Genomic DNA, 26,264 nt, shown 5'->3' with positions numbered 1-26,264 from the left:
GTACCCGTCGCCGGCGCACGCGGCTATCGCGGAAACCCGTAGCGCCGCCGTTCGACACTCATCTTTCACGAACGGGTTCCGGCCCGAATTGCACCGATGCCGCAGCGCACGAAATCCGTGCATCGTCCGTCGGCCCGGCCACGCGGGCCTGGCCGCCGCCTCCCCCTGCCACGCGGACTTCGCCGCGCAAAACGCGCAAACGTTACGCCGCAGCGGCGCGCACCATCGCAGCGCAGCGCCCGTTGCCGCGCATCACGGGCACGCGCGTTGCGTCGGCGCATCTCGGTAGTCGACGCCCTTGGCAGCCCGCTGCGGAGGACTACACTAATCCTTAATGGGGTGCGGCCGGAGCCCGCACTTTCAGGGAGACGCCGCCATGAATCGGCCGCTAAATCGTATCCTGCCGCGCGTGACCGGACTCGCATCGGTCTGGACGTGGATCAAGTGGTCCTTGCTCGCCGCGCTGCTGATCGCGGTGGCGATCGTTGCACGTCTCGTGCAGACCGAGATCGAGACGTCACGGCTGCAGGCGCACTATCTGTCCGAGCTCACCCGCGACGTCGGCTACACGATCGAAACGGGCCCGAGCGATCACATCCGCTTCCCCGCGAACGGCCCGTACGACCAGCGCCTCGGCTACGCGATGCTGCCGGCATTCCAGGAGCGGCTGCTCGCGCGCGGCTTCGTCATCGGCAACCAGGCGCGCGATTCGCAGCGGATGCTGTCGCTCGGCGATCGCGGGTTGTTCCTCCCATACGAAGAGAAGGACCAGGCCGGCCTGATGCTGTTCGATTCGACCGGCGCGCCGCTGTTCGCGACCGTGTTCCCGCAGCGCGTGTACGCCGACTTCGACACGGTGCCGCGCGTGGTCGCCGATTCGCTGCTGTTCATCGAGGATCGCTACCTGCTCGACGCGAACGAGCCGAACCGCAACCCGGCGATCGACTGGGGGCGTTTCAGCCGCGCACTCGCCGACCAGGCGCTACACGTCGTCAACCGTCACCAGGCGCGCCCGGGCGGCAGCACGCTCGCGACGCAGATCGAGAAGTTCCGCCATTCGCCCGAAGGCCGCACCGCGACGCCGCCCGAAAAGCTGCGGCAGATCGCATCCGCATCGGTGCGCGCGTACCTGAACGGCCCGCAGACGATGCTCGCGCGCCGCACGATCGTCGTGCGCTACCTGAACTCGGTGCCGCTCGCCGCGCGGCCGCATGTCGGTGAAATCACCGGCATCGGCGACGGTCTCGCTGCGTGGTACGGCCGCGACTTCAACGACGTGAACCGGATCCTGTCCGCGCCGACGACGGGCGACAATGTCGACGAACAGGGCAAGACGTTCCGCGAGGTGCTGTCGCTGATCATCGCGCAGCGCGCACCGTCGTACTTCCTCAACCGCGGTTATCCGGCGCTGGAGAAGCTGACCGACAGCTACCTGCGGCTGCTGTCGACCGGCGGCGTGATCTCGCCCGCGCTGCGCGATGCCGCGCTCGCCGCGCAGATCGAACGCAGCGCGCCGCCGGCCGCCGCGCACGTGCAGTCGTTCGTGTCTCGCAAGGCCGTGACGTCCGCGCGCGCGTCGCTGCTGTCGGCGCTCGGCATCGGCGACCTGTACCAGCTCGACCAGCTCGACCTGCAGGCAACCAGTACGCTCGACAACGGCGTGCAGCAGGCCGTTGCCGAACGGCTCGCACGGGCGTCGACACGCGACGGCGCACAGGCCGCCGGCCTTTACGGTTTCGAGATGCTCGCGCCGAAGGACGACCCGTCGCACCTCACGTACAGCTTCACGCTGTACGAACACCGCAACGGCGCGAACATGCTGCGCGTGCAGACCGACAGCGTGAACGAACCGTTCGACGTGAACCGCGGCGGCCGCATCAACCTCGGGTCGACCGCGAAACTGCGCACGCTGATCACGTACCTGCAAATCGTGTCCGACCTGCACGCGCGTTACGCGAACCTGTCGAACGCGGAGCTTGCGCGCGTGAAGCCCGACCCGATCGACGGGCTGTCGCACTGGGCGCTCGACTACCTGTCGCATACGCGCGACCGCTCGCTGCAGGCGATGCTCGACGCGGCCGTCGAACGCAAGTACTCGGCGAGCCCCGACGTGTTCTACACGGGCGGCGGCGCGCAGGTGTTCTCGAACTTCGAGAAGTCGGACAACGGCCGCATCCTGACGCTGCACGCGGCGTTCGAGCACTCGGTCAACCTCGTGTTCGTGCGGCTGATGCGCGACATCGTCCACTACGAGACGCTGCAGGCGGCCGGCCCGTCGTCGTCGTGGCTTGGAGACCCCGAGCAACGCCAGCGTTACCTGCAGCAGTTCGTCGACGGCGAAAGCCAGGTCTACGTGAAGCGCTACTACGCGCGCTATGCGGGCAAGGCGCCCGACGATGCACTCGCGTTGATGCTGCGCGACGTGCGCAAGTCGCCGCCGAAGATCACGACGGTGCTGCGCAGCGTCGCGCCGAACGAATCGCTTGCATGGTTCGATGCGCAGATGCGCGCACAATTGAAGGGGACGCCTGCCGCGACGCTGTCCGACGACGATCTCGCCGCGCTCTACGCGAAATATGCAATCGACCGCTTCAACCTCAATGACCGCGGCTATATCGCGAGCGTGCATCCGCTCGCACTGTGGACGCTCAACTACCTGCGCGCGCACCCGGCCGCATCGCTCGCCGAGGTCCAGCGCGACAGCCGCGATGCGCGTTTCTACACGTACTCGTGGCTGTACAAGACGCGCTACCACGCAACCCAGGACCGGCGCATCCGTCGCATGGTCGAGCTGCGCGCGTACGCGGAGATCACGAAGTCGTGGCGCGCGCTCGGCTACCCGTTCGCGGAAGTCACGCCGTCCTACGCGGCCGCGATCGGCGCATCGGGCGACCAGCCCGACGCGCTCGCGAAACTGATCGGCCTGATCGCGAACGGCGGCCAGAAGGCGCCGACCGAGACGATCACGCGGCTCGACTTCGCGAAGGGCACGCCGTACGAAACGCGCTTCGTGCGCGCGGCCGCGCAGCCGCAGCCGATGCTGTCGCCGGAGATCGTCAACGTGGCGCACACGCTGCTGCGCGACGTCGTGCTCAACGGCACCGCGCGCCGCCTTGCGGGCGGCCTCACGCTGCCCGACGGCAAGACGCTCGACGTGTACGGCAAGACGGGGACGGGCGACCAGCGCTTCAACGTCTATGCGCGCGGCGCGCGGCTGATCGAGTCGCGCAAGGTCAACCGCAGCGGCACGTTCGTGTTCGTGATCGGCAACCGGTTCTTCGGGGTCCTGACGGCAACCGCGCACGAACCGTACGCGGCCCGCTACGACTTCACGAGCGCGATGGCCGTACAGCTGCTGAAGTCGATGGCGCCAGCGCTCGCGCCGCTGATCGAACGCCCGGCCGACGCCGGGACGCGCACGGCGGGCCCGGCGCCGCAAGCGGAAACGCCTGCGCCGGACACGGTGTCGGCGCAACCGTCCTGACCGCCGCGCGACCGTTCGCGCCGCCGTGCGCCGCTCAGTGCGAGCGGCCGTCGTAGTGCGTGACGGGCAGCGCGTCGAGGTCGACATCCTCGAGACAGCGAACGTTGATCGCCGCCATCGCGGTGCCGTCCGGATGCATGCCCTCGCCGAACGCGTGAATCCCGCAGCGCTTGCAGAAGCGATGCTTGATCACGTGCTTGTTGAACAGATAGGTCGCGAGATGTTCTTCGGGTGTCAGCAGCTTCATGTGGTCGCGCGGCACGAACCACATCAGTGCGCCCTTGCGCTGGCAGATCGAGCAGTTGCAGGCCATCACGCCCTGCAGGTCGCCTTCCGCCTCGAACTTCACGTCTCCGCAGTGACAGCTTCCGCGATAAAGCATGGTCGTCTCCCGGTGCGGCCCGTGCGCGTCGACGGTATCCGGGCAGACACCGTTGGCCGGGCCGATCCAAACGCGTACAGTAGCGCTCGCATGCGCCGCACGCAACGTCCGGCGGCGCCCGCCCCGACCCTGTCCAACCAAGGAAAACCATCATGCTCGAACTGCGCCCCGGCTGCGAATGCTGCGACAAGGACCTGCCGCCCGATTCGGCGGAGGCGCGCATCTGTACGTTCGAATGCACGTTCTGCGCGACCTGCGCCGACGACGTGCTGAAGGGCCGCTGCCCGAACTGCGGCGGCGACCTGGTCGCACGCCCGCGGCGGCCGGCGAGCCTGCTCGCAAAGTACCCGCCATCGACGCAACGCATCGTCAAGCCGGGCGGCTGCGCGAGCGCCTGACGGCGCCTCGCCGCTCGCGCCTTTCCGTCACGACATCTCGATCCGCGCGCGCGTCACCGCGAGCAGCGTCGCCATCGCGCGGCGCGCGCCCTCCTCGTCGCGCACGCGGATCGCATCGCTGACGGCCACGTGCTCGGCGAGCGATGCGTTGTAGACGTCGGCCCGGCGCGCGTTCAGATGCAGCTGCGCCTCGAGCGTGCGGTCGATCAGCGCGCCGAGCGGCACCAGCAGCTCGTTGCCGCCGGCCTCGAGCACGCTCAGGTGAAAGCGCAGGTCGGCGCGCACCCATTCATCGACGTTGCGCGCGGCGGCCATCGCACGCGCCGCGCCGTCGATCGCGGCAAACGCTTCCGGCGTATGCGTGCGCGCGGCCAGCGCGGCCGCGTACGGCTCGATCATCTCGCGCATCTCCTGCAGCTTCAGCGCAAACGCGAGCGGCGGCGCGACGCGCGCATACCAGTCGAGCAGGTCGGCGTCGAGCAGGTTCCACGCGCGGCGCGGCCGCACGCGCGTGCCGACCTTCGGCCTCGATTCGACGAGCCCCTTCGACGTCAGCGTACGCAGCGCCTCGCGCATCACCGTGCGGCTGACGCCGTACATCTCCATCAGGTCGGGCTCCCGCGGCAGCAGCGATTCGGGCGGATAGTCGCCGCGCAGGATCGCCGTCGCCAGCCGGAAGGCCGTCTGTCCATGCAGGTCGCGTTGAATGATCGTTCTCCGTTGATCCGGCAGGCCGGCTGCCCACTATCTGCACAATAATGCTATTAATACTATTTTTTATCGGGCTACGCTAGGATAACCGTGAAAGCACGCGACCGTGCGCCGCGCCCGAGCGGCCGCGCCGGTCAACCATGGAGACTCGCGTCATGAAAATCACCCGCCTCGAAACCTTCGTCGTCCCGCCGCGCTGGCTGTTCCTCAAGATCGAAACCGACGAGGGCATCGTCGGCTGGGGCGAGCCGGTCGTCGAAGGCCGCGCGCACACGGTCGAGGCCGCCGTGCAGGAGCTGGCCGACTACCTCGTCGGCCGCGACCCGCTGCTGATCGAGGATCACTGGCAGGTGATGTACCGCGCGGGCTTCTACCGCGGCGGCCCGATCATGATGAGCGCGATCGCAGGCGTCGACCAGGCGCTGTGGGACATCAAGGGCAAGCATCACGGCGTGCCCGTGCACGCGCTGCTGGGCGGCCAGGTGCGCGATCGCATCAAGGTGTATTCGTGGATCGGCGGCGACCGGCCGAGCGACGTCGCGAACAATGCGCGCGCGGTCGTCGAGCGCGGCTTCAAGGCCGTGAAGATGAACGGCTCCGAGGAGCTGCAGATCGTCGATACCTACGACAAGGTCGAGCAGGTGATCGCGAACGTCTCGGCCGTGCGCGACGCAGTCGGCCCGCACGTCGGGATCGGCGTCGACTTCCACGGCCGCGTGCACAAGCCGATGGCGAAGGTGCTCGCGAAGGAGCTCGACCCGTACAAGCTGATGTTCATCGAGGAGCCGGTGCTGTCGGAGAACGCCGAGGCGCTGCGCGACATCGTCAACCAGACCAACACCCCGATCGCGCTCGGCGAGCGGCTGTACTCGCGCTGGGACTTCAAGCACATTCTCGCGGGCGGCTACGTCGACATCATCCAGCCCGACGCGTCGCACGCGGGCGGCATCACCGAGTGCCGCAAGATCGCGACGCTCGCGGAAAGCTACGATGTCGCGCTCGCGCTGCACTGCCCGCTCGGCCCGATCGCGCTCGCCGCATGCCTGCAGCTCGACGCGGTCAGCTACAACGCGTTCATCCAGGAACAGAGCCTCGGCATCCACTACAACCAGGGCAACGACCTGCTCGACTACCTGCGCAACCCCGAGGTGTTCCGCTACGAGGACGGCTTCGTCGCGATCCCGCAGGGCCCGGGGCTCGGCATCGACGTGAACGAGGAGAAAGTGCGCGAGATGGCGAAGACGGGCCACCGCTGGCGCAACCCGGTGTGGCGCCACGCGGACGGCAGTGTCGCCGAATGGTGATGAAGGGGTGAGATGAGCCGGAATGCGCGACGATCACGCCGCGCACCGGCTTCGACACGGCCGCCCGACAGGCGGCCTTTTTTGCTTCTGCGATCGACGGGGCGTCGACAGCGCGCATCGCTGCCCCGCCCCGCACCGGACCCTCGGTCAGCCGAGCGCCGCGAACCCCGGCACGCTGAACGACAGCACGGCCGCCGCGACGAACACGCCGATCATCGTCATCCCTTCGAGATGCAGGATGTTGCGGAACGTGTGCGCGTCCTCCGTCGACGCGGTGCGGCGCAGGCGCGGCAGCGCCGAGAAACGGTTCAGGCCGCCGAGCACGAGCGCGAGCGCGACGAGCAGCAGCTTCAGCAACAGCACGCGCCCCCACGTGCTGCCGTCGAGCGGCGCGAGCGAACCGCCAAGCCCGCGGATCGCGTTGAGCGCGCCCGTGCCGAGCACGAACACGACCGCAATGATCGACGTGCGCGACAGGTGCTGGCCGACGCGGATCAGCGCGCCGCGCGCGACCGACGAACCGAGCGCCGGCAGCACCGCGAGCCCGCCCGCGAGCACGAGACCGCCCCACACGGCCGTCGCGAGCAGGTGCAGCGTCTGTACGCCGACCGCCGCGGACAGCGCGCCCGTATCGGCCGCATGGCCGAGCGAGGCCTTGCCGGCCGCGACCACGATCACCGCGAGCCACAGCACCGCGTGCGCGACCGGGCCGTCCGGCTTCGCGAGCGCGACGATCGCGAGCACGAGGGCGCCGGCGAACGCGACGCTCCATGCGAAGCCCGTGTGCGTCTGCATCAGCATGGTCGGGATCGCGGCGAATGCGCCGCCGAGCCCCGCGCCGCTCATCGTCGCGGCCTCGTAGACGAGCCAGCCGAGATCCGCGAGCACGAGCGCCAGCGCCGCCGCGACCAGCGAATGTTGCGCGCGCAGCCACGCCGGATGCGACGGCGCGATGACCGGCCGTGCGCCGTCCTTGCCGAGCCACGCCTTGAGCAATGCCGAGCCGACCGCCATCGCGAACGCGGCGTCCATCAGCGCCGCGAGCGCGACCTGACCGATCCACAAGCTGTCGAACTTCATCGCGCGCACCCTCCCGACAGCGACGGGCCGGCAGGGCGGCGGCAAGGGAACGGACAGCGTGAAGCAGGCAACGGCACGGTAGAAAACGTCATCGATGAATCCGGAAACGGGAGAAATGACTGGACCAGCGGCGGAGGCGGCGCCGCGCGACCCGCGAGTGTACGGTCTTCGATGGTGAAAACGCACGCCGGTTCACACAGCGGCGCCGCAATGCGCGTCAAATTGTCGCAAGTCGCAAACAGACAGGAACCGATGCCCTTTTGCCAAATAGCCGTCATTACCCATCGATGATAGAATGCCGCGTCGCAGCAGCCCGGCTGTCCTGCCGTCCATGCGCCGAGCCGATCGTAGCCCGGACAAGGTCCCCGACGAATAAACATGGAGTCTCGTGTGTCTTCAAGACGCCTCTTCCGTCCGCTGCTCGCCGTTCTGATGATCGGCGGCGCGGGCCTTATGAGCGCTGCCCAAGCGCAGACCAAGCCCACGGAGCAAGCGCACGCCCAGCAGGCGCCGCTCAAGGCACCCGATACCATGGCCGAGCGCGTGCGCGGCTGTACCGCATGCCACGGCGTTCACGGCCAGGGCACGGACAACGATTATTTCCCGCGTCTTGCCGGCAAGCCGGCCGAGTACCTGTACAACCAGCTCGTCAACTTCCGTGACGGCCGGCGCAAGTACCCGCCGATGAACTACCTGCTGACGTACCTGAACGACGACTACCTGCGCGAAATCGCCGAGCACTTCTCGGCCGAACGTCCGCCGTACCCGACGCCGGCGAAGCCGACGCTGCCGGCCGCGACGCTCGCACGCGGCAAGCAGCTCGTCACGCAGGGCGATCCGTCCCGCAAGCTGCCGGCCTGCGTGGCCTGCCACGGCGCGGGGCTGACCGGCATGCAGCCGGCGATCCCGGGCCTCGTCGGCCTGCACGCCGATTACCTGAGCGCGCAGCTCGGCGCATGGCGCTCGGGCAACCGCCACGCGAAGGCACCGGATTGCATGCACGACATCGCATCGAAGCTTTCCGACGAAGACGTGACGGCCGTGACCGCATGGCTCGCCGCGCAACCGGCGCCCGCCAACCCCGTGCCGGCCCCGGCGCGTTCGATGAAGACTCCGCTCGCCTGCGGCAGCGAACCGCAATAAGGCAAGGGAGACAGACACAATGAAACGCAAGTCCCTGTTTGCACTCTCGGCCGCCGCGATCGTCGCGGCCGCCGCCCTCGTCCCGGTCCTGTGGCCGGGCAGCGACACGCTGCACGGCGCTTCCGCCGTCGCGGCCACGCCGGCCGACCAGGCCGCGCTGATCAAGAAGGGCGAATACCTCGCGCGCGTCGGCGACTGTATCGCGTGCCACACCGTGCGCGGCGGCAAGTCGTTCGCGGGCGGCCTGCCGATGGCGACGCCGTTCGGCACGATGTACACGCCGAACATCACGCCGGACGACCAGAACGGTATCGGCAAGTGGACGTCGGACGACTTCTACCGCGCGATGCACACGGGTCGCTCGAAGGACGGCAGCCTGCTGTACCCGGGCTTCCCGTTCGCGAGCTACACGAAGGTCACGCGCTCGGATTCGGACGCGATCTACGCATACCTGCGCTCGGTCGCACCGGTGTCGGTGCCGAGCCGTCCGCACGAACTGAAGTTCCCGTTCAACAACCGCAACCTGCTGATCGGCTGGCGCACGCTGTTCTTCAAGGAAGGCGAGTACAAGCCGGATCCGACGAAGTCGGTCGAATGGAACCGCGGTGCGTACCTCGTCGAAGGCCTCGGCCACTGCTCGATGTGCCACACGTCGATCAACATGATGGGCGGCCCGGTGAGCTCGTCGGCGTTCGCCGGCGGCCTGATCCCGCTGCAGAACTGGTATGCGCCGTCGCTGACGAACGACAAGGAACTCGGCCTCGGCGACTGGCACGTGCAGGAGCTGTCCGACCTGCTGCAAGCCGGCGTGTCGCAGAAGGGTGCCGTGTTCGGCCCGATGGCGGACGTGGTCCACAACAGCCTGCAGTACATGACCGACGAAGATACGCGCGCAATGTCGACGTACCTGAAGTCGATCCCGCAGAAGGCTGAAGCGCCGAAGAACATGCAGTACGAGCCGTCGAAGCAGTTCGGCAACGCGCTGTTCGACCAGGGCAAGAAGATCTACGCGGACAACTGCGCGACCTGCCACGCCGAAACCGGCGCCGGCAAGCCGCCCGCTTATCCGCCGCTCGCGGGCAACCACTCGATCATGATGGAATCGGCCGTCAACCCGATCCGCATGGTGCTGAATGGCGGCTATCCGCCGAGCACGTTCAAGAATCCGCGTCCGTACGGGATGCCGCCGTTCGCACAGTCGCTGTCGAACCAGGAAGTGGCGGCGGTTGTCACGTATATCCGGATGTCGTGGGGTAACAACGGTACGCCGATCTCGCCGCAACAGGTGAGCGACCTGCGTTCCGCGCCGCTCGACTAAGAAGCGGCTGACACAAACGGGGCGCGGCTGCGGGAAACCGCGGCCGCGCCCTTTTGCATTTTTGCGATGCAGGTTTTCCGCGCGGGCCGCGCGACGCATCGCCGATCATAAAACTCAAGAGTGGTATCTATGTCTTTCGAATCTCTCGGCCTGGCCGAACCGCTGGTCAAGGCGGTCAACGAGCTCGGCTACACGTCGCCGACTCCGATCCAGCAGCAGGCGATCCCCGCCGTCCTCGGCGGCGGCGACCTGCTCGCCGGCGCGCAAACGGGCACCGGCAAGACCGCCGGCTTCACGCTGCCGATCCTGCAACGCCTGCACACGTTCTACGCGGACAACCGCGGTGAGAAGCGCGCGGTGCGCGCACTGATCCTCACGCCGACGCGCGAACTCGCCGCGCAGGTCGAGGAAAGCGTCCGTGCATACAGCAAATACCTGAAGCTGCGCTCGACCGTGATGTTCGGCGGCGTCAGCATCAATCCGCAGATCGACGCGCTCAAGCGCGGCGTCGACATCGTTGTCGCGACGCCCGGCCGCCTGCTCGACCACATGCAGCAGAAGACCATCGATCTGTCGAATCTCGACATCCTCGTGCTCGACGAAGCCGACCGGATGCTGGACATGGGCTTCATCCACGACATCAAGCGCGTGCTCGCGAAGCTGCCGCCGCAGCGTCAGAACCTGCTGTTCTCGGCCACCTTCTCCGATGAAATCAAGGCGCTCGCGGACAGCCTGCTCGACTCGCCCGCGCTGATCGAGGTCGCACGCCGCAACACGACCGCCGAAAGCGTCGCGCAGAAGATCCACCCGGTCGACCGCGATCGCAAGCGCGAGCTGCTCACGCACCTGATCCGCGAACACAACTGGTTCCAGGTGCTCGTGTTCACGCGTACCAAGCACGGCGCGAACCGGCTCGCCGAACAGCTGACGAAGGACGGCATCAGCGCGATGGCGATCCACGGCAACAAGAGCCAGTCGGCCCGCACGCGCGCGCTGGCCGAGTTCAAGAACAGCACGCTGCAGGTGCTCGTCGCGACCGATATCGCCGCGCGCGGGATCGACATCGACCAGCTGCCGCACGTCGTCAACTTCGACCTGCCGAACGTGCCCGAGGATTACGTGCACCGGATCGGCCGCACGGGCCGCGCGGGCGCGACCGGCGAAGCCGTGTCGCTCGTGTGCGTCGACGAGAAGCTGCTGCTGCGCGACATCGAGCGGCTGATCAAGCGCGAGATTCCGCAGGAAGTCATCGCGGGCTTCGAACCCGATCCGCACGCGAAGCCGGAGCCGATCCAGCAGCGCCGTGGCCAGCAGCAGCCGCGCGGCGGTGGCGGTGGTGGTGGCGGCAATCGCCAGCCGCGTGCAGGCGGCTCAGGCCAGCCGGCCGCGAAACGCGACGGCAACCCGCAACCGAAAGCCGCACAACAGAAGGCCGCGAAGCCGCGCACGCAAGGCGGCGCCGGCGCTGGCGGCAATAGCGGCGGACGTCCGGCCGGCGGCGGCAACAGCGCACGCCCGGCGAACGGCAATGCCGCGCACGCGAACCGCAATCGTTCGTCGCGCAGCGGCCAGCGCGGTCACTGAAGCCGCGCGGCTGCGTGCCGCAGGTGCTCGACCTGGCGTTGCCAGCGTGCGAGCACCGCGGCGCGATCCCCTTCCAGCGTGAACGTGATACCTGTCGCGAGACGCGCATAGCCGACCCGCTGCGCATCGCCATGCGCGATCGTCGCGGCGAATCCGGCGAGGCCGCCGAAGTCCCCTTCGAGCGGCGTCATCTTCAATTGCGCCTGAAAGAACGCGCCGTCGGCGACGAGCGTCAACGCGGCCGTGCGCCGTTGCATGATCGCGCGCGCCGCCCGCGACTGCGGCCATAGCGCGACCAGCAGCGTGCGCGCATCGTGCGCGTAGATCTCGCCGACGCCGAGCAGCGTCGTGCGCAACTGTCCGTCGTCGGTCGCGACGATCAGCGATGCGGCGAAATCGGCATGGCGCTCGAGCGCGCTGCCGTCGAACAGCGCGACGACGGCCGGCGGCCACGCGTCGAACGTCCATTGTTCGAGTGCGTGGCGATGGGTATCGGTCATGATGGCGTGGCCCTGGTGCGGATCGGATGAGGATGCGCCAGCATACGCGCGACGGGCCGTGCCGATGCGATCAGCGCAGGAAAACGTGCCGCGTGATCTTCGTGAGCGGATAGTGGACGCCCGGCTGGATCTTCGCGGGCAGGTCGAGCGGCTTGAGCAGCATCTTCACGCACATGTCGGCCGACAGGTTGCGCCGCACGAGCGAATTGATGCGCGCCGCGCGCTCGCGGTTGTATTGATTGTCGCCGATGCGATCGGGATAGCGGATCGCGAACACGTGGCGCAGCGCGATCTCGGAATCCTCGTTCTTGATTTCCATCACGCGACGCATCAACGCGCCGAGCACCGCGAGCCGGCCGTTGCCTTCGACCTGGTTGTACTTCTTGAAGAACTTGAAGAAGTGCTTGTAGTGGCGCACTTCGTCCGTGCGGATGTTGTCGGTGATTTCCTTCAGCACGGGCTCGTCCGAGCATTCGTTGATCGCGCGATAGAGCGTGGCCGTGCCCGTCTCGACGACGCAGCGCGCGACCATCTCGAGCGCGCGGGTCTTCTCGAACGCCTCGACCGAGCAGGTCTTCGAATACTCGGCGAAGAAATTCGCGAACGCGGTATCCCAGTCGAACTCGGGCCACACGTGCGCGATGTACGCCTTCAGCGCGCGGCCATGCTGCAATTCTTCGTGCTCCCATGCATTGTTGAGCCATGCGGAGACTTCCGGATCGTCATTGAAGAATGTGCTCAGATTGCTCGTGTAGAGATCCGAGCCGCTTTCGATGAACGACGACGCGCACAGCAACAGCAACAGATCCTCGTTCGCGGCGGCACGCTGACGATCGATCCGGTTCAGGTCGATGTCCTCGATACGCCACGGCATGACATGCGTCGTTTTAGTGTCCATGGTGGTGCGCTCCCAGTCGTCGCGCGGGGGCCGGCCCGTGCCTCCGGCACAGGCGCCAGCCTTCCCGCAGGCGGCGTTTTACGTCGTTTATAGTGAATTGGTCCGGCCGAACCATGCAGGCATCTTAGCCGGACTTTGATGTTCGTGCTCCAGAGCACTGACCATACCCGACAAGCGCAGTTCCACGGCGTCTGTTGCCGTTCGTTAGACGAGTCCTTCAAACCGCTTGCGTCCGTTCGATGGTATGGGCCGCGCCAAACGAAACGGGCGGCCATCCGGCCGCCCGTCGATCACGCAAAACGGAAGCGATCCGTCAGAAACCGGCCGCCAGACCATCGCGCCGGCTGTCGCTCGCGGCCACGTAGCCGCGCTCGCGATCGTCGCGGTCGAGACGCCAGATGAACTGCCCCGAGCCGAAATCCATGTAAGGATCGTCGATCGACTTGATCGTATGGCCACGTGCGGCCAGTGCGTCGACGGTCGCGCGATTCATCGTGGATTCGACGTCGAGCGTGAAGTCGCGATTGACCTTCCAGCGCGGTGCGTCGCATGCGGCCTGCGGCTGCTGCCCGTGGCCGAGCATCCGCACGACGGTCTGCAGGTGGCCTTGCGGTTGCATGTCGCCGCCCATCACGCCGAAGCTCATTACGGCCTCGGTGCGGCCGTCGACCTCCTCGGTGACGAATGCCGGGATGATCGTGTGGAACGGCCGCTTGCCGCCCGCGACGACGTTCGGCGAGGCCGGATCCATCGAGAAGCCGTGCCCGCGGTTCTGCAGCGCGATGCCGGCACCCGGCACGACGAGCCCCGAGCCGAAGCCCATGTAGTTCGACTGGATGAAGCTCACCATCATCCCGCGCTCGTCGGCGGCCGACAGGTAGATCGTGCCGCCCGAATGCGGCCGGCCGGCGCCGAAGTGCGTCGCGCGCGCCGGGTCGATCAGCTTCGCGCGTTCGGCGAGATACGCATCGTCGAGCATCTGCTCGGGCGTGACTTCCATCGCGCGCGGATCGGCGACGTAACGATAGATGTCGGCGAACGCGAGCTTCATCGCCTCGATCTGCAGATGCTGCGAGTCGACCGAATCGAGCGGCCATTCGGTCACGCCCGCATGCTCGGCGATCCCGAGCGCGATCAGCGCGGCGATGCCCTGCCCGTTCGGCGGGATCTCGTGAATCGTGTGGCGGCCGAAGCGCTTGCCGATCGGCTCGACCCATTCCGGCCGGTACGCACGCAGGTCGGCTTCGGTCAGCGCGCCGCCGCCTTCGCGTGAGAACGCGGCGATGCGCTCGGCGAGCGCACCTTCGTAGAACGCACGGGCGCCCTCCTTCGCGAGCGTGCGCAGCGTCTTCGCATGACCGGGCAGGCACACGCGCTCGCCGACGAGCGGTGCACGGCCGCGCGGCATGAACGTGTCCGCGAAGCCCGGCAGACCCTGCAGTTCGGGCACGGCGGCCGCCCACTTGTGCGCGACGATCGGCGGCACCGCATAACCGCGCTCCGCGATCTCGATCGCCGGCTCGAGCAGATCCGCGAACGGCAGCGAACCGAACTTCGCGTGCAGCGCCTCCCAGCCCGCGATCACGCCCGGCACGGTGACGGTGTCCCAGCCGCGCGTCGGCTTGTTCGCGATGCCGCGCGCATCCTCGCCATGACGCTTGCGGAAGTAGTCGACGTTCCATGCGGCCGGCGCGACGCCCGACGCATTCAGCCCGGACAACCGCTCGCCGTCCCACACCAGCGCGAACGCGTCGCCACCGAGCCCGCACGACACGGGTTCGACGACGGTGATCGCGGCCGCGGCGGCCAGCGCCGCATCGACCGCATTGCCGCCCTTCCACAGCATCCGCAGCCCGGCCTGCGCGGCCAGCGGGTGCGACGTCGACACGACGTTGCGCGCGAACACCGGAATGCGGGTCGTCGGATACGGGTTGTGCCAGTTGAAGCCTGTCATCGATGCCACCTCGTCGAAAGCTGAAATGAACGCGCCCGCGCGCGCGGGCAATCCGTCATTGCAGCGCGATCGGCGGAATCGCACAAATTCATTTGTCACATGAATCCATGCAATTTCCGCATGAATCGTGCGCGCTCGTGCGGGCGAGGCCGGCCGAATGGCGTTGCCGCCCTTACAATACCTGCTCCGTCTCACGACACGACCATCGAGCCATGACCCGAGATCCCCGCCTCACCCTCAACGCGCGCCAGCAGGAATTGCTCGAATGGGTGCAGCGCGACGGCTTCGTGACCGTCGACGATCTCGCCGCGCACTTCGCGGTGACGCCGCAGACGATCCGCCGCGACGTGAACTGGCTCGCCGACCTGAACCTGCTGCGCCGCTACCACGGCGGCGCGAGCCTGCCGACCAGCTCGGAGAACGTGTCGTACACCGCGCGCCAGCGGATGTTCCACGACGAGAAGCGGCGCATCGCGGCGCTCGCGGCGTCGCACATCCCCGACCAGGCGTCGCTGTTCATCAACCTCGGCACGACGACCGAGGAGGTCGCGCGCGCGCTGAACCGCCATCACGGGCTGCACGTGATCACGAACAACCTGAACGTCGCGTCGATGATGAGCGGCTACCCCGACTGCGAGGTGCTGATCACGGGCGGCATCGTGCGGCCGTGGGACAAGGGCATCGTCGGCGAGCTCGCGATCGACTTCATCCGGCAGTTCAAGGTCGACTACGCGATCATCGGCACGTCGGCGATCGAGGCCGACGGCACGCTGCGCGATTTCGACACGCGCGAGGTGCGCGTGGCCGAGGCGATCATGCAGCACGCGCGCACGGTCTACCTCGTGGCCGACCATTCGAAGGTCGGTCGCCCGGCACTGGTGCGCCAGGGCCACCTGAGCCAGGTGCACGCACTCTTCACCGACAAGCCGCTGCCGCCGGAGATGGCCGACACGGTGGCCACCGCCGGCACCCAGGTGTACGTCGCGGAATGACGGCTGCGATGCTGCACCGCACCTGAAACTTCAAGTGAAATCAAGAAGTTGGCGCTGCGCGTGGACCGCTTGCGGCGAGCGCTTCTGTCAAACGGAAAATTAACGGGGCACGATTTGTCGTTGCCCGCGCGCTCGACTAGACTCCAGTTCCCCGGCCCGTTCGCCCGATCCGCCTGTGCCAGGGCGTGTGCGAACCGCAGGGCCGGCGAATACAGCTTTCCCCCCAAGCCATACCCCGCGGGGTATCGCGCGTCGGCGTGTGCGCCGGCCGCGCGGGCAGTCCGATTGCCATGGAGAGAACGATGCTGAGTCCGCATGAATTCGCCACGCTATTGCTTGTGAAGGACGCGCCTGATCAGCGCGACATGGATCGGGATGAACTGGACATCCTGCTCGAACAGCAGCTCGTTCGCCTGGAAGGGCTCGGCTCGGGGCGCAAATACTGCGTGACCGAGAGCGGCGACGCCGCGCTGCGATCCATCAAGTACCGCTATTCGTGAAATTCCGCTGTTCCTGACCTGACCGCGCGGCCCGATTCCCGGCCACGCGGTCGCTTCCGCTTGCTCCGCCCGCCTACCTCAGCCGGCTTCAACCGCCGCGCAGCGTCGGATCGACCGCCGCCCGCCAACTGATGGCCTGTGCGCGCGCACCGTTGAAATACGCGATCCAGCCAGCGCGCGCCGCCGCGTCAGGCGCCACATAGTGGGCCGAAAGTTCGTTTACGAACGCACAATAGTTCGCTTCGGTCAGCCCGCGATACCGCTTCGCCACATACGCGTCGTACAGCGTCGAGTAGACCGGCTGCGCGTCCGCGCCCCAGTCGCGCGCCGTGCCGCCGCACGACGTCTGCAGGTCGACGAACGACGGCGCCCGCCAGTTGCCGGCGAGCGGCGGCGTGCCCGCGCCGCACCCCGCCAGAAGGACGGCGCACATGCCGGCCCACATCCCAATACGCATGATTCACCTCGCGAAACGGTCGATTCCGCCAGTATCGTCCGGGATCGCGCCGCGCGCTACTGGCCCCGCTTTTTCGAACTTTACTTTTTCGATTTCGTTCGTTAAATTTCGAATCCGAACATTTCGTGTTCACCCTATTTCAACAGACGATAAGGACAGCAGGTGACCCAACCGAATCGCTACGATCTGCTCGTCGTCGGCGGCGGCATCAACGGCGCGGGCATCGCGCGCGATGCGGCCGGCCGCGGCCTGTCGGTCATGCTCTGCGAGCAGGACGACCTCGCGTCGCACACGTCGTCGTCCAGCACGAAGCTGATTCACGGCGGCCTGCGTTACCTCGAGTACAACGAGTTCGGGCTGGTACGCAAGGCGCTGCAGGAGCGGGAGACGCTGCTGCGCGCGGCGCCGCACATCATGTGGCCGCTGCGCTTCGTGATGCCGCACATGCCGAACCTGCGTCCGGCCTGGCTGATCCGCATCGGCCTGTTCCTCTACGATCACCTCGCGAAACGCGAACTGCTGCCCGGCTCGCGCGGCATCGACATGCGCCGCCATGCGGCCGGCGCGCCGCTGATCGACTCGATCAAGCGCGGCTTCGTATATTCCGACGGCTGGGTCGACGACGCCCGCCTCGTCGTGCTGAACGCGATGGATGCGAAGGAGCGCGGTGCCGAGATCCTGACGCGCACAAAGCTCGTCTCGGCCGAACGCCACGGCGACGAATGGGAAGCGCGGCTGCAGCACGCCGACGGTTCGATCCGCGTGGTGCACGCGCGCGCGATCGCGAACGCGGCCGGCCCGTGGGTCGGCGAAGTCCTGCACGGCGCACTCGGCCGCGGCGCGCAGCATAGCGTGCGGCTCGTGAAGGGCAGCCACATCATCACGCGCCGCCTGTTCGATCACGATCACGCGTACATCTTCCAGAACCCGGATAAGCGAATCATCTTCGCGATTCCGTATGAACACGACTTCACGCTGATCGGCACGACCGACGTCGAATACACGAACGATCCCGCGAAGGTCGCGATCGATCGCGACGAGACACAGTACCTGTGCGATTCGATCAACCGCTACTTCAAGCGCAAGATCTCGCCGGCCGACGTGCACTGGACCTACTCGGGCGTGCGCCCGCTGCTCGAAGACGAGAACGCGACGAACGCGTCGGCCGTCACGCGCGACTACCGCCTCGAGCTCGACGACGGCGCGGGCGCCCCGCTGCTGTCGGTGTTCGGCGGCAAGATCACGACGTTCCGCAAGCTCGCGGAAGAAGCCGGCGACATGCTGTGCCGCGCGCTCGGCCGCGACGCGAAAACCTGGACGGCCGGTGTCGCATTGCCGGGCGGCGACATCGCGAACGCGAAGTTCGACGTATTTGCCGGCGCGTTCGCGAAACGCCACCCGTGGCTGCCCGCCGCGCTCGCCCGCCGCTATGCGCGTGCGTACGGCACGCGCGCGGAGCGCGTGGTCGACGGCGCGACGTCGCTCGCCGATCTCGGCGCCGAAATCGCGCCGGGCATCCACGACGCCGAACTGCGCTACCTGCGCGACGCCGAATGGGCGACCTGCGCGCAGGACGTGCTGTGGCGCCGCTCGAAGCTCGGCCTGCACGTCGCGCCAGGCACGCTCGATACGGTGACGGCCGCCGTCGACGCATGGTTCGCCGCCGCGCACGCGCCGCACGCGTGATCCGAATGCAGTTGCAGTTGTCTTACCGACGTTGACTCACCGACGCGCCGCCCCACATGCGGCGCGCATCACAACTAGGCCAATTCACGGATGGAGATGAGAGACATGCAGGACCAGTACATCCTCGCGCTTGACCAGGGCACCACGAGTTCCCGCGCGATGCTGTTCGATCGCCAGGGCAATATCGTATCGATCGCCCAGAAGGAATTCGAACAGATCTACCCGCAACCCGGCTGGGTCGAGCACGACCCGCAGGAAATCTGGTCGACGCAAGCCGGCGTCGCCGCTGAAGCCGTCACGCGCACGGGCATGAACGGCACGTCGATCGCCGCGATCGGCATCACGAACCAGCGCGAAACGACCATCGTCTGGGACCGCGAGACGGGCCAGCCCGTCTACAACGCGATCGTCTGGCAGGACCGCCGCACGGCCGACTTCTGCGACTCGCTGAAGAAGCAGGGTCTCGAGGCAAAGGTGCGCGCGAAGACCGGCCTGCCGATCGACTCGTACTTCTCCGGAACCAAGATCCGCTGGATTCTCGACAACGTGCCGGGCGCACGCGAGAAGGCCAGGCAGGGCAAGCTCGCATTCGGCACCGTCGACAGCTGGCTCGTGTGGAACTTCACGAAGCACGAACTGCACGTGACCGACGTGACGAACGCATCGCGCACGATGCTGTTCAACATCCACACGCGCGAATGGGACAACGAGCTGCTCGAACTGCTCGACATCCCGCGCAGCATGCTGCCGGAAGTGAAGGCCTCGTCGGAAATCTACGGCCACACGAAGACCACCGTGTTCGCGTCGAAGATCCCGCTCGCGGGCATCGCCGGCGACCAGCAGGCGGCACTGTTCGGCCAGATGTGCACGACGTCGGGCATGGTGAAGAACACCTACGGCACCGGCTGCTTCCTGATGATGAACACCGGCGACAAGCCGATCGAATCGAAGAACAACCTCGTCACGACGATCGCATGGCAGGTCGGCGACGACGTGCAGTACGCGCTCGAAGGCAGCATCTTCATCGCGGGCGCGGTCGTGCAGTGGCTGCGCGACGGCATGGGCATCATCAAGAGCGCGGCTGAAATCGAAGCGCTCGCCGCGAGCGTGCCGCACACCGACGGCGTCTACCTCGTGCCCGCGTTCGCCGGCCTCGGCGCACCGCACTGGAACGCACGGGCACGCGGTTCGGTATTCGGCGTCACGCGCGGCACGACCTCCGCGCACCTCGCACGCGCGGCACTCGATGCGATCGCGTACCAGTCGCTCGACGTGCTGGCCGCGATGGAAGCCGATTCGGGCATCAGCATCGGCGAGCTGCGCGTCGACGGCGGCGCGAGCGCGAACGACCTGCTGATGCAGTTCCAGGCCGACCTGCTCGGCGTCGATGCGGTGCGTCCGCAGATCACCGAGACGACCGCGCTCGGCGCGGCCTACCTCGCGGGCCTCGCGATCGGCTACTGGAAGAACCTCGACGAAGTGCGCGACCAGTGGCAGCTCGATCGCCGCTTTGCACCGTCGATGCCGAAGGAGCAGGTCGAACGCTGCATGTCGGGCTGGCAGCGTGCGGTACGCGCGGCGAAGGCATGGGCCGACGACGCCCAGTAATCTTCAGACATCCAGACGAAATACAACAACACCGGCGGACCGCGCAACCCGCGAGTCCGCCGCGACATACGAGAGACAACCATGTCACCTTATATTGCAGAATTCATCGGCACAGCGATCCTCGTGCTGCTCGGCAACGGCGCGGTCGCAAACGTGCTGCTTGCAAAGACCAAGGGCAAAGGCGCGGACCTGATCGTGATCGTGATGGGCTGGGCGATGGCCGTATTCGTCGCCGTCTACGTGACCGCGTCGTTCAGCGGCGCGCACCTGAACCCGATCGTCACGATCAGTCTCGCGCTCGCGGGCAAGTTCGCGTGGTCGAAAGTCGGCGGCTACATCCTCGCGCAGATGCTCGGCGGGATGGCGGGCGCCCTGCTCGTGTGGCTCGCCTATCGCCAGCACTTCGCGAGGGAAGCCGATGCCGACCTGAAGCTCGCGGTGTTCTGCACGGCGCCGGCGATCCGCAGCGTCACGCACAATGTGCTGACCGAAGCGATCTGCACGTTCGTGCTGATCCTCGGCGTGCTGTACCTCGCATCGCCGCAAGTCGGCCTCGGCGCACTCGACGCTCTGCCCGTCGGCCTGCTCGTGCTCGGCATCGGCATCTCGCTCGGCGGCCCGACCGGCTATGCGATGAGCCCCGCGCGCGACCTGTCGCCGCGCATCATGCATGCGCTGCTGCCGATTCCCGGCAAGCGCGACAGCGACTGGCGCTATGCATGGGTGCCCGTCGTCGGTCCGCTGCTGGGCGGCGCCGCGGCGGCCGGGCTGTATCTGCACCTGCATTCCACGATCTGATCGCGGTTTGAACGAAGCGCGCGGCGTTCGGCGTCGCGCGCTTCGCGCATCATCCCCCGCCACTCCCCTTCCCCTCGCCTGCCCGGCCCCCGTCGTTGACGAACTCGCGTCGCGGCGCCAGCATACCGCCAGCCCCCGCACCCTCACGACAGCGCGCGCCCGCCGCACGCATGCCGGGGAAACATGCAAGCACCGCCCCTGGCCGACAGGAGACGACACGATGGCCGCCGCCCCCGCACCTCGCCGGCGCAAACGCACCGCGCGTTTCGTCGAGATCGCACAGCTCGCGGGCGTCAGCACCGCGACCGTCGATCGCGTGCTGAATGAGCGCGGCAGCGTATCGGCGCACGCGCGCGAACGCGTCGTCGCCGCGGCGCGCACGCTCGGCGTGCCGCGTCAGCTTCCCGATGTCCGGCACGGGCTGATTCACGTCGACGTACTGCTGCCCGATACCGACACGCCGTTCTACCGACGGCTGCAGCAGGCGCTGCAGCGCGCGGTGCAGATGCTCGACCGGCGCGTCGTCGTGCACCGGGCGATCCTTCCCGCCGCCGACTGCACGCGCCTCGCCGAGCAGATCGAGCGCCCCGCGTACCGCCGCGCGGCGCTGATCGTGACTGCCGGCGATACGCCGCGCGTGCGCGATGCGCTGGCCGGCGCGATCGCGCGCGGCGAGACCGTCGTCACGATGGTCTCCGACATCGGCGGAATCGCGCGCTCGCACTACGCCGGCATCGACAACGAACGCGCGGGCCGCACGGCCGGCTACTGCATCGGCCGTCTCGCGAAGCGGCCCGGTCGCGTGCTGCTGCTCGGCGGCCGGATGGGCTATCGCGTCCACATGGATCGGATCGCCGGCTGCCGCTTCGAACTGGCGCGCGCATTCCCCGAACTGGCCTGCGACACTGAAATCGCCGAAACGCTCGATCAGGACGACCTCGCCTACAGCGCCGTCGCGAAGGCGCTGCGCGCGTCCGGCGACGTGGTCGGCATCTACAACAGCGGCGGCGGCTCGGCCGGCATCGAGGCTGCGCTGCGCCGCTTCGGCGCGGCCGGCAACGTCGTCTGGGTCGGCCACGAGATGCTCGACCAGCATCGCGCGTACATCGAGGCAGGCACGATGGACATCGCGATCGACCAGGACCCGGACGGGCAGGCGATCTCGGCGCTGCAGCACCTGATGCATGCGTGCGGCGTGGTCGAGCAGCCGCCGCCGGCCGAGCCGGTCGAGTTCCGCGTGTTCTGCTCGGCCAATGTGCGCACGAGCCCGTACCTGCAACCGGTCTAGGGCCTGCCGGGCACACCCGTTTCGCGCCCGCTCATGGAGCGTCTTCTTGCCGATTTTTCGGCAACGCCACGCATGCAGCCGGGACGGCGCCGTCCTACATTGACGGTCATTCGCCACGACGAATGCACCGGAAACGATGGCCCGACCGATGGACGCCCCGCACGCGGGCGGCACTCGGTCGCGCCGGCCGGTCGCCTGCCGTCCCGGCGTCGAACCCCGACCGAGGCCCCGTGATGACCCAACCCCTTACGTTTTCGCTGAACCGGATGAGCGCGCCGCGCTTGCCGCTCGACCGCTACGTCGCGCTGTGCCGGCGCCTCGGTGTCGACGCGATCGAGATCCGTAACGATCTCGACGGCATCGAGATCGCCGACGGCACGCCGGCCGCCGCCGTGCGCGCGACGGCCGAAGCCGGTGGCGTGACGATCCTGACGATCAACGCGCTGCAGCGCTTCGAGCAATGGAACGCCGAGCGCGCGGATGAAGCGACCGTGCTGGCCGACTACGCGGCGCAATGCGGCGCGCGCGCGCTGGTGCTGTGCCCGACCAACAGCCGCAACGATACGCGCGGCGCGGGCGAGCGCCATGCGGATCTCGTGAAGGCATTGAAGGCGCTGAAGCCGATCCTCGAAGCGCGCAACCTGCTCGGCTTCATCGAGCCGCTCGGCTTCGAGGAATGCGCGCTGCGCCGCAAGTCGGACGCGGTGAAAGCCCTCTACGACGCGGCGGGCGAACAGGTCTTCCGGCTCGTGCACGACACGTTCCACCATCACCTGTCAGGCGAGGACATCTTCTTCCCGAACCTGACGGGCCTCGTGCATATCTCCGGCGTCGAGGAAACCGGCCTGCCGGTCGACCGGATGCGCGACGGCCACCGCGTGCTGGTCGGCGGCGCCGACCGGCTCGGCAACATCCGGCAACTGCGCGAACTGCTTGCGCGCGGCTACCGCGGCGCGTTCTCGTTCGAACCGTTTGCGAGCGAGATCGCCGAGGCGGACGACATCGAAGACCGGCTGCGGGCGAGCATCGACTACGTGCGCGGCCAACTGGCGGATCGCTGATACGTCACCACCGCACGCGGCCGACACACGCCGCGTGCCGGCAAAACCCAATCAACAGGAGAACGGAATGATCGAATTCGCGTTGTTCGGCGCGGGCAGGATCGGCAAGATCCACGCGGCGAATCTCGCGCGCCATCCGGGCGCGAAGCTCAGGTACGTGATCGACCGCCATGCGCCGTCGGCCGACGCGCTCGCCCACGCGCACGGCGCGCAGGTTGCCGACATCGAACGCGCGCTCGGCGATGCGTCGGTACAGGCGGTCGTGATCGCGTCGAGCACCGACACGCACGCAGACCTCATCGTCGCGGCCGCGAACGCGGGCAAGGCCGTGTTCTGCGAGAAGCCGGTCGACCTGAGCATCGAGCGCTCGCGCGCATGCGCGGACGTCGTGCGGCGCACCGGCGTGACCTGCATGATCGGCTTCCAGCGCCGCTTCGATCCGACGTTCGCCGCGCTGAAGGCACGTGTCGAGCGCGGCGAGATCGGTGCACCGGAAATGCTGGTCGTCACGAGCCGCGACCCCGGCGCGCCGCCGGTCGACTACCTCCGCAGCTCGGGCGGCATTTTCAAGGACATGCTGATCCACGACTTCGACATGTTCCGCTGGATTCTCGGCGACGAAGCGCAGACGCTGCACGCAACCGGCAGTTGCCTGACCGACCCGGCCGTGCGCGCAGCAGGCGACATCGATTCGACCGCCGTGACGATCCGCACGCGGCGCGGGCTGCTGTGCCAGATCAACACGTCGCGACGCGCGGCCTACGGCTACGACCAGCGCTTCGAGCTGCTCGGCAGCAACGGGATGCTGCAAGCCGGCAACGTGCGGCCGACCGAGGTAAGCGCGTGGCTCGCCGGAGGTATCGCGACGGACGTGCCGGAGCCGTTCTTCCTCGAACGCTACCGGCATGCGTACGCGGCCGAGCTCGCGCACTTCGTCGACGCGCTGCGCGACGGCACGCCGGTCAGGACGACGATCGACGACGGGCTCGCCGCGCTCGAACTTGCCGAGGCCGCGATGACATCGTGGAAAACGGGGCGCGTGATCGAGCTGTAACGCGACAAGCGGCGACGGCCCGGGCAAACAGGCCGCCGCCGTCACGCAATCCGCAGCACGCCTGCATGAAGCGCGGCAACGCTACGGCCGGATCGGGCAAATTTGCCGAAACGGCGCGCGGCGCGCGCGTGAAAGCACGTATGATGACGAATTGATCGGCGTCGCCGATTGTCTGCTTTGTCACCATCATGCTCGATCACCTCATCTGCGACTGCGACGGCGTGCTCGTCGACAGCGAAGTCATTGCCGACCGCGTACTGCTTGAAACGCTGTCCGCCACGTTCCCGAACCTCGATTTCGAAGCCGCTGCCAAGTCGGCATTCGGCCAGCAGACGTCGCGCTTCCTCACCGGAATCGAATCCCGCTTCGGGATCGAAATGCCCGCGAACTTCATCGAGACCATCGAGCACAACATCGAGGTCGCGCTCGCGCAATCGCTCGCGCCGATCTCCGGCGTGCGCGACGCGCTGCTGAAGGTCACGCTGCCGGCGGCCGTGGTGTCGAACAGCCGGCTCGTGCGCGTGCGCAATTCGCTGAAGCGTGCGTCGCTCACCGAGATCTTCGGCGAGCGCGTATTCAGTTCCGAGCAGGTGGCGCGGCCGAAGCCCTACCCCGACGTCTACCTGCATGCGGCGCACACGCTCGGTGTGGCGCCGGAGCGCTGCATCGTCGTCGAGGACAGCGTATCGGGGCTGAATGCCGCGCGCGCGGCCGGGATGAAGACGATCGCGTTCGTCGGCGCGAGCCACATCCCCGACAACTACGCGGACGCGCTGCGCGCGATGGGCATCACGCGGATCATGCGCAAGATGGACGAACTGCCGTCGCTCGTCGAAGCCGGCATGCGAGGCGAATTCGGCGACGTGCAGTCCTGATTGTCATCCAGGCCGGGTCAGGTCACGCCGGCCTGCGACGGGTGCGCTAACGCACCCGTTTTCCCGCCGCTCAGGCCGGTTCGCAGCAGCGCTCGCGCGCGACCGCCAGCGCCTCGCGGAACTCGACGAGTTCCGCGATCGTCAGCATCGGCAGCCCGTGCCGTTGCGCGAAACGTTCGACGTCGTCGCCGCGCGTCATCGTGCCGTCCGGATTCATCAGCTCGCACAGCACGCCGGCCGGCTTCAGGCCCGCGAGAATCGACAGGTCGACCGTGCCTTCGGTGTGGCCGCGGCGCGCGAGCACGCCACCCGGTTGCGCACGCAACGGAAACACGTGGCCGGGTCGCACGATGTCGTGCGGCTTCGCGCCTTCCGCGATCGCCGCGCGGATCGTCGTCACGCGGTCGGCCGCCGACACGCCGGTATGCACGCCTTCGCGCGCTTCGATCGACACCGTGAACGCGGTGCCGTTGCGGCTTTCGTTGGTCTGCACCATCGGCGGCAGTTCAAGCGCGCGCACCGTGTCGTCCGTCAGGCACAGGCACACGATGCCGCTGCACTCGCGGATCAGCAGCGCCATCGTCTCGGGCGTGATGCGCTCGGCGGCAACGATCAGGTCGGCTTCGTTCTCGCGGTCGTGGTCATCCTGCAGCACGACCGCACGGCCTGCGCGCATGGCGTCGAGCGCAGCGGCGATGCGCGGCGGCACCGGTTCGGAATCCAGCAACGGGAGATCGGCAAAGGCGTCGGCCGGTGCCGACGAAAGGGACATCAAGGACATGTGAAACGCTCCTCGCAAATACGATTTGGGCGAAAAACGTTCCAGGGCATTGCAAACAGACAGAACGACAACCCGCTTCGCACGCATCGCGAAGCAGCCCTGACGGACATGACTATCTGCACATCTTCTCTCATCCGGACTATGACCGTCGGCTCTGGCATTCGACCAGATCTGCTGACCCCGCGCGGATGCGCGGGCGCTCGCGGGCTCGCCGGCTTACGCCAGCCTACCGCCGGTGGGGAATTTCACCCCGCCCTGAAGACGCACTGATTGCCGGACGGGGGTACCCCATCAACGGCGGGCCAAGCATACAACAGCTGCGCGCGACGCGCAGCGCACCACACCTAAAACCTTACTGACGACTCCGTCTAACGGCATCGTCCGAACGGCCGACCACCCGGCCACGCT

At 67.6% G+C, this 26,264-nt stretch carries 23 protein-coding genes and 1 riboswitch; of the genes, 15 read left to right on the top strand and 8 right to left on the bottom strand.

What is annotated here, in order from left to right:
• The first annotated feature begins 376 nt into the window (after positions 1–376).
• Entirely contained in the window at positions 377–3,484 is a 3,108-nt protein-coding gene (locus U5809_RS23265; protein WP_322088280.1) for a transglycosylase domain-containing protein, read from the top strand.
• Positions 3,485–3,518: 34 nt separating this feature from the next.
• On the opposite strand, the gene U5809_RS23260 is transcribed toward U5809_RS23265, so the two are convergent.
• Positions 3,519–3,866, bottom strand: coding sequence for a GFA family protein (locus U5809_RS23260; protein ID WP_176050266.1), 348 nt, complete (start codon positions 3,864–3,866; stop codon positions 3,519–3,521).
• A gap of 152 nt (positions 3,867–4,018) precedes the next feature.
• On the opposite strand from U5809_RS23260, the gene U5809_RS23255 reads away from it, so the two are divergent.
• Positions 4,019–4,264, top strand: coding sequence for a DUF1272 domain-containing protein (locus U5809_RS23255; RefSeq protein WP_322088279.1), 246 nt, complete (start codon positions 4,019–4,021; stop codon positions 4,262–4,264).
• A 27-nt stretch (positions 4,265–4,291) separates the two neighbouring features.
• Here U5809_RS23255 and U5809_RS23250 read toward each other — a convergent pair whose 3' ends face one another.
• Positions 4,292–4,996 (bottom strand): FadR/GntR family transcriptional regulator, encoded by a 705-nt coding sequence (locus tag U5809_RS23250; protein WP_322088311.1) that lies wholly within the window; start codon positions 4,994–4,996, stop codon positions 4,292–4,294.
• Positions 4,997–5,130: 134 nt separating this feature from the next.
• On the opposite strand from U5809_RS23250, the gene dgoD reads away from it, so the two are divergent.
• Positions 5,131–6,279, top strand: a complete 1,149-nt coding sequence (gene dgoD, locus U5809_RS23245) for a galactonate dehydratase (RefSeq protein WP_282505913.1) — start codon at positions 5,131–5,133, stop codon at positions 6,277–6,279.
• A 147-nt stretch (positions 6,280–6,426) separates the two neighbouring features.
• Here the strand turns inward: dgoD and U5809_RS23240 are convergent, their stop codons facing one another.
• Positions 6,427–7,359, bottom strand: a complete 933-nt coding sequence (locus U5809_RS23240; RefSeq protein ID WP_322088278.1) for a CopD family protein — start codon at positions 7,357–7,359, stop codon at positions 6,427–6,429.
• Between the two features lie 378 nt (positions 7,360–7,737).
• Between U5809_RS23240 and U5809_RS23235 the strand changes: the two genes are divergently transcribed.
• The 3 genes from U5809_RS23235 to U5809_RS23225 all read left to right on the top strand — a co-directional run bounded on the left by U5809_RS23235 (position 7,738) and on the right by U5809_RS23225 (position 11,404).
• On the top strand, positions 7,738–8,502 hold the full coding sequence (locus U5809_RS23235) for a c-type cytochrome (protein WP_034189042.1): 765 nt from the start codon (positions 7,738–7,740) through the stop codon (positions 8,500–8,502).
• 19 nt (positions 8,503–8,521) lie between these two features.
• On the top strand, positions 8,522–9,820 hold the full coding sequence (locus U5809_RS23230) for a cytochrome c (RefSeq protein ID WP_322088277.1): 1,299 nt from the start codon (positions 8,522–8,524) through the stop codon (positions 9,818–9,820).
• A gap of 129 nt (positions 9,821–9,949) precedes the next feature.
• The gene (locus tag U5809_RS23225; protein WP_322088276.1) at positions 9,950–11,404 is read left to right on the top strand and encodes a DEAD/DEAH box helicase; all 1,455 of its coding nucleotides are present in this window, start codon (positions 9,950–9,952) and stop codon (positions 11,402–11,404) included.
• On the opposite strand, the gene U5809_RS23220 is transcribed toward U5809_RS23225, so the two are convergent.
• The 3 genes from U5809_RS23220 to U5809_RS23210 form a co-directional block, all read right to left on the bottom strand.
• Positions 11,398–11,904 (bottom strand): hypothetical protein, encoded by a 507-nt coding sequence (locus tag U5809_RS23220; protein WP_322088275.1) that lies wholly within the window; start codon positions 11,902–11,904, stop codon positions 11,398–11,400. The two genes, U5809_RS23225 and U5809_RS23220, sit on opposite strands and share 7 nt — an antisense overlap.
• 70 nt (positions 11,905–11,974) lie before the next feature.
• Positions 11,975–12,802, bottom strand: coding sequence for a ferritin-like domain-containing protein (locus U5809_RS23215; protein ID WP_059233270.1), 828 nt, complete (start codon positions 12,800–12,802; stop codon positions 11,975–11,977).
• A gap of 313 nt (positions 12,803–13,115) precedes the next feature.
• Positions 13,116–14,756 (bottom strand): gamma-glutamyltransferase family protein, encoded by a 1,641-nt coding sequence (locus U5809_RS23210; RefSeq protein ID WP_322088274.1) that lies wholly within the window; start codon positions 14,754–14,756, stop codon positions 13,116–13,118.
• Positions 14,757–14,968: 212 nt separating this feature from the next.
• Here U5809_RS23210 and U5809_RS23205 point away from each other — a divergent pair, with 212 nt between their 5' ends.
• Positions 14,969–15,748 carry a DeoR/GlpR family DNA-binding transcription regulator gene (locus tag U5809_RS23205; RefSeq protein WP_322088273.1) on the top strand — a complete coding sequence of 260 codons (780 nt, stop codon included), beginning with the start codon at positions 14,969–14,971 and terminating at the stop codon, positions 15,746–15,748.
• Between the two features lie 302 nt (positions 15,749–16,050).
• On the top strand, positions 16,051–16,248 hold the full coding sequence (locus U5809_RS23200) for a hypothetical protein (RefSeq protein ID WP_166963486.1): 198 nt from the start codon (positions 16,051–16,053) through the stop codon (positions 16,246–16,248).
• Positions 16,249–16,336: 88 nt separating this feature from the next.
• Here U5809_RS23200 and U5809_RS23195 read toward each other — a convergent pair whose 3' ends face one another.
• Complete coding sequence (locus tag U5809_RS23195; protein ID WP_322088272.1) at positions 16,337–16,705, bottom strand: hypothetical protein; 369 nt, start codon at positions 16,703–16,705, stop codon at positions 16,337–16,339.
• 162 nt (positions 16,706–16,867) lie between these two features.
• Here U5809_RS23195 and glpD point away from each other — a divergent pair, with 162 nt between their 5' ends.
• The 7 genes from glpD to U5809_RS23160 all read left to right on the top strand — a co-directional run bounded on the left by glpD (position 16,868) and on the right by U5809_RS23160 (position 25,075).
• Positions 16,868–18,391: a glycerol-3-phosphate dehydrogenase gene (glpD, locus tag U5809_RS23190; protein WP_322088271.1), complete on the top strand. Its 1,524-nt coding sequence runs from the start codon at positions 16,868–16,870 to the stop codon at positions 18,389–18,391.
• A 105-nt stretch (positions 18,392–18,496) separates the two neighbouring features.
• On the top strand, positions 18,497–19,999 hold the full coding sequence (gene glpK, locus U5809_RS23185) for a glycerol kinase GlpK (protein ID WP_322088310.1): 1,503 nt from the start codon (positions 18,497–18,499) through the stop codon (positions 19,997–19,999).
• A gap of 81 nt (positions 20,000–20,080) precedes the next feature.
• A complete protein-coding gene (locus tag U5809_RS23180; protein WP_322088270.1) occupies positions 20,081–20,797 on the top strand; it encodes an MIP/aquaporin family protein in 717 nt (238 codons plus the stop codon).
• Positions 20,798–21,017: 220 nt separating this feature from the next.
• Complete coding sequence (locus tag U5809_RS23175; RefSeq protein ID WP_322088269.1) at positions 21,018–22,085, top strand: LacI family DNA-binding transcriptional regulator; 1,068 nt, start codon at positions 21,018–21,020, stop codon at positions 22,083–22,085.
• 233 nt (positions 22,086–22,318) lie between these two features.
• Positions 22,319–23,146 (top strand): TIM barrel protein, encoded by an 828-nt coding sequence (locus tag U5809_RS23170; protein WP_322088268.1) that lies wholly within the window; start codon positions 22,319–22,321, stop codon positions 23,144–23,146.
• Positions 23,147–23,213: 67 nt separating this feature from the next.
• Positions 23,214–24,200, top strand: a complete 987-nt coding sequence (gene iolG / locus U5809_RS23165; protein ID WP_322088267.1) for an inositol 2-dehydrogenase — start codon at positions 23,214–23,216, stop codon at positions 24,198–24,200.
• 188 nt (positions 24,201–24,388) lie between these two features.
• Positions 24,389–25,075 carry an HAD family hydrolase gene (locus U5809_RS23160; protein WP_322088266.1) on the top strand — a complete coding sequence of 229 codons (687 nt, stop codon included), beginning with the start codon at positions 24,389–24,391 and terminating at the stop codon, positions 25,073–25,075.
• A gap of 70 nt (positions 25,076–25,145) precedes the next feature.
• Here the strand turns inward: U5809_RS23160 and ribB are convergent, their stop codons facing one another.
• Entirely contained in the window at positions 25,146–25,856 is a 711-nt protein-coding gene (gene ribB, locus U5809_RS23155) for a 3,4-dihydroxy-2-butanone-4-phosphate synthase (RefSeq protein ID WP_282505927.1), read from the bottom strand.
• Between the two features lie 118 nt (positions 25,857–25,974).
• Positions 25,975–26,123: riboswitch (FMN riboswitch) on the bottom strand.
• Between the last annotated feature and the right edge of the window lie 141 nt (positions 26,124–26,264).

Origin of the sequence: Burkholderia sp. BCC1999 (genome assembly GCF_905339975.1) — a bacterium.
Lineage (GTDB): Bacteria > Pseudomonadota > Gammaproteobacteria > Burkholderiales > Burkholderiaceae > Burkholderia.
Note: the sequence above shows the minus strand (reverse complement) of the source record. Positions and strands in the feature narration are given on the sequence as shown.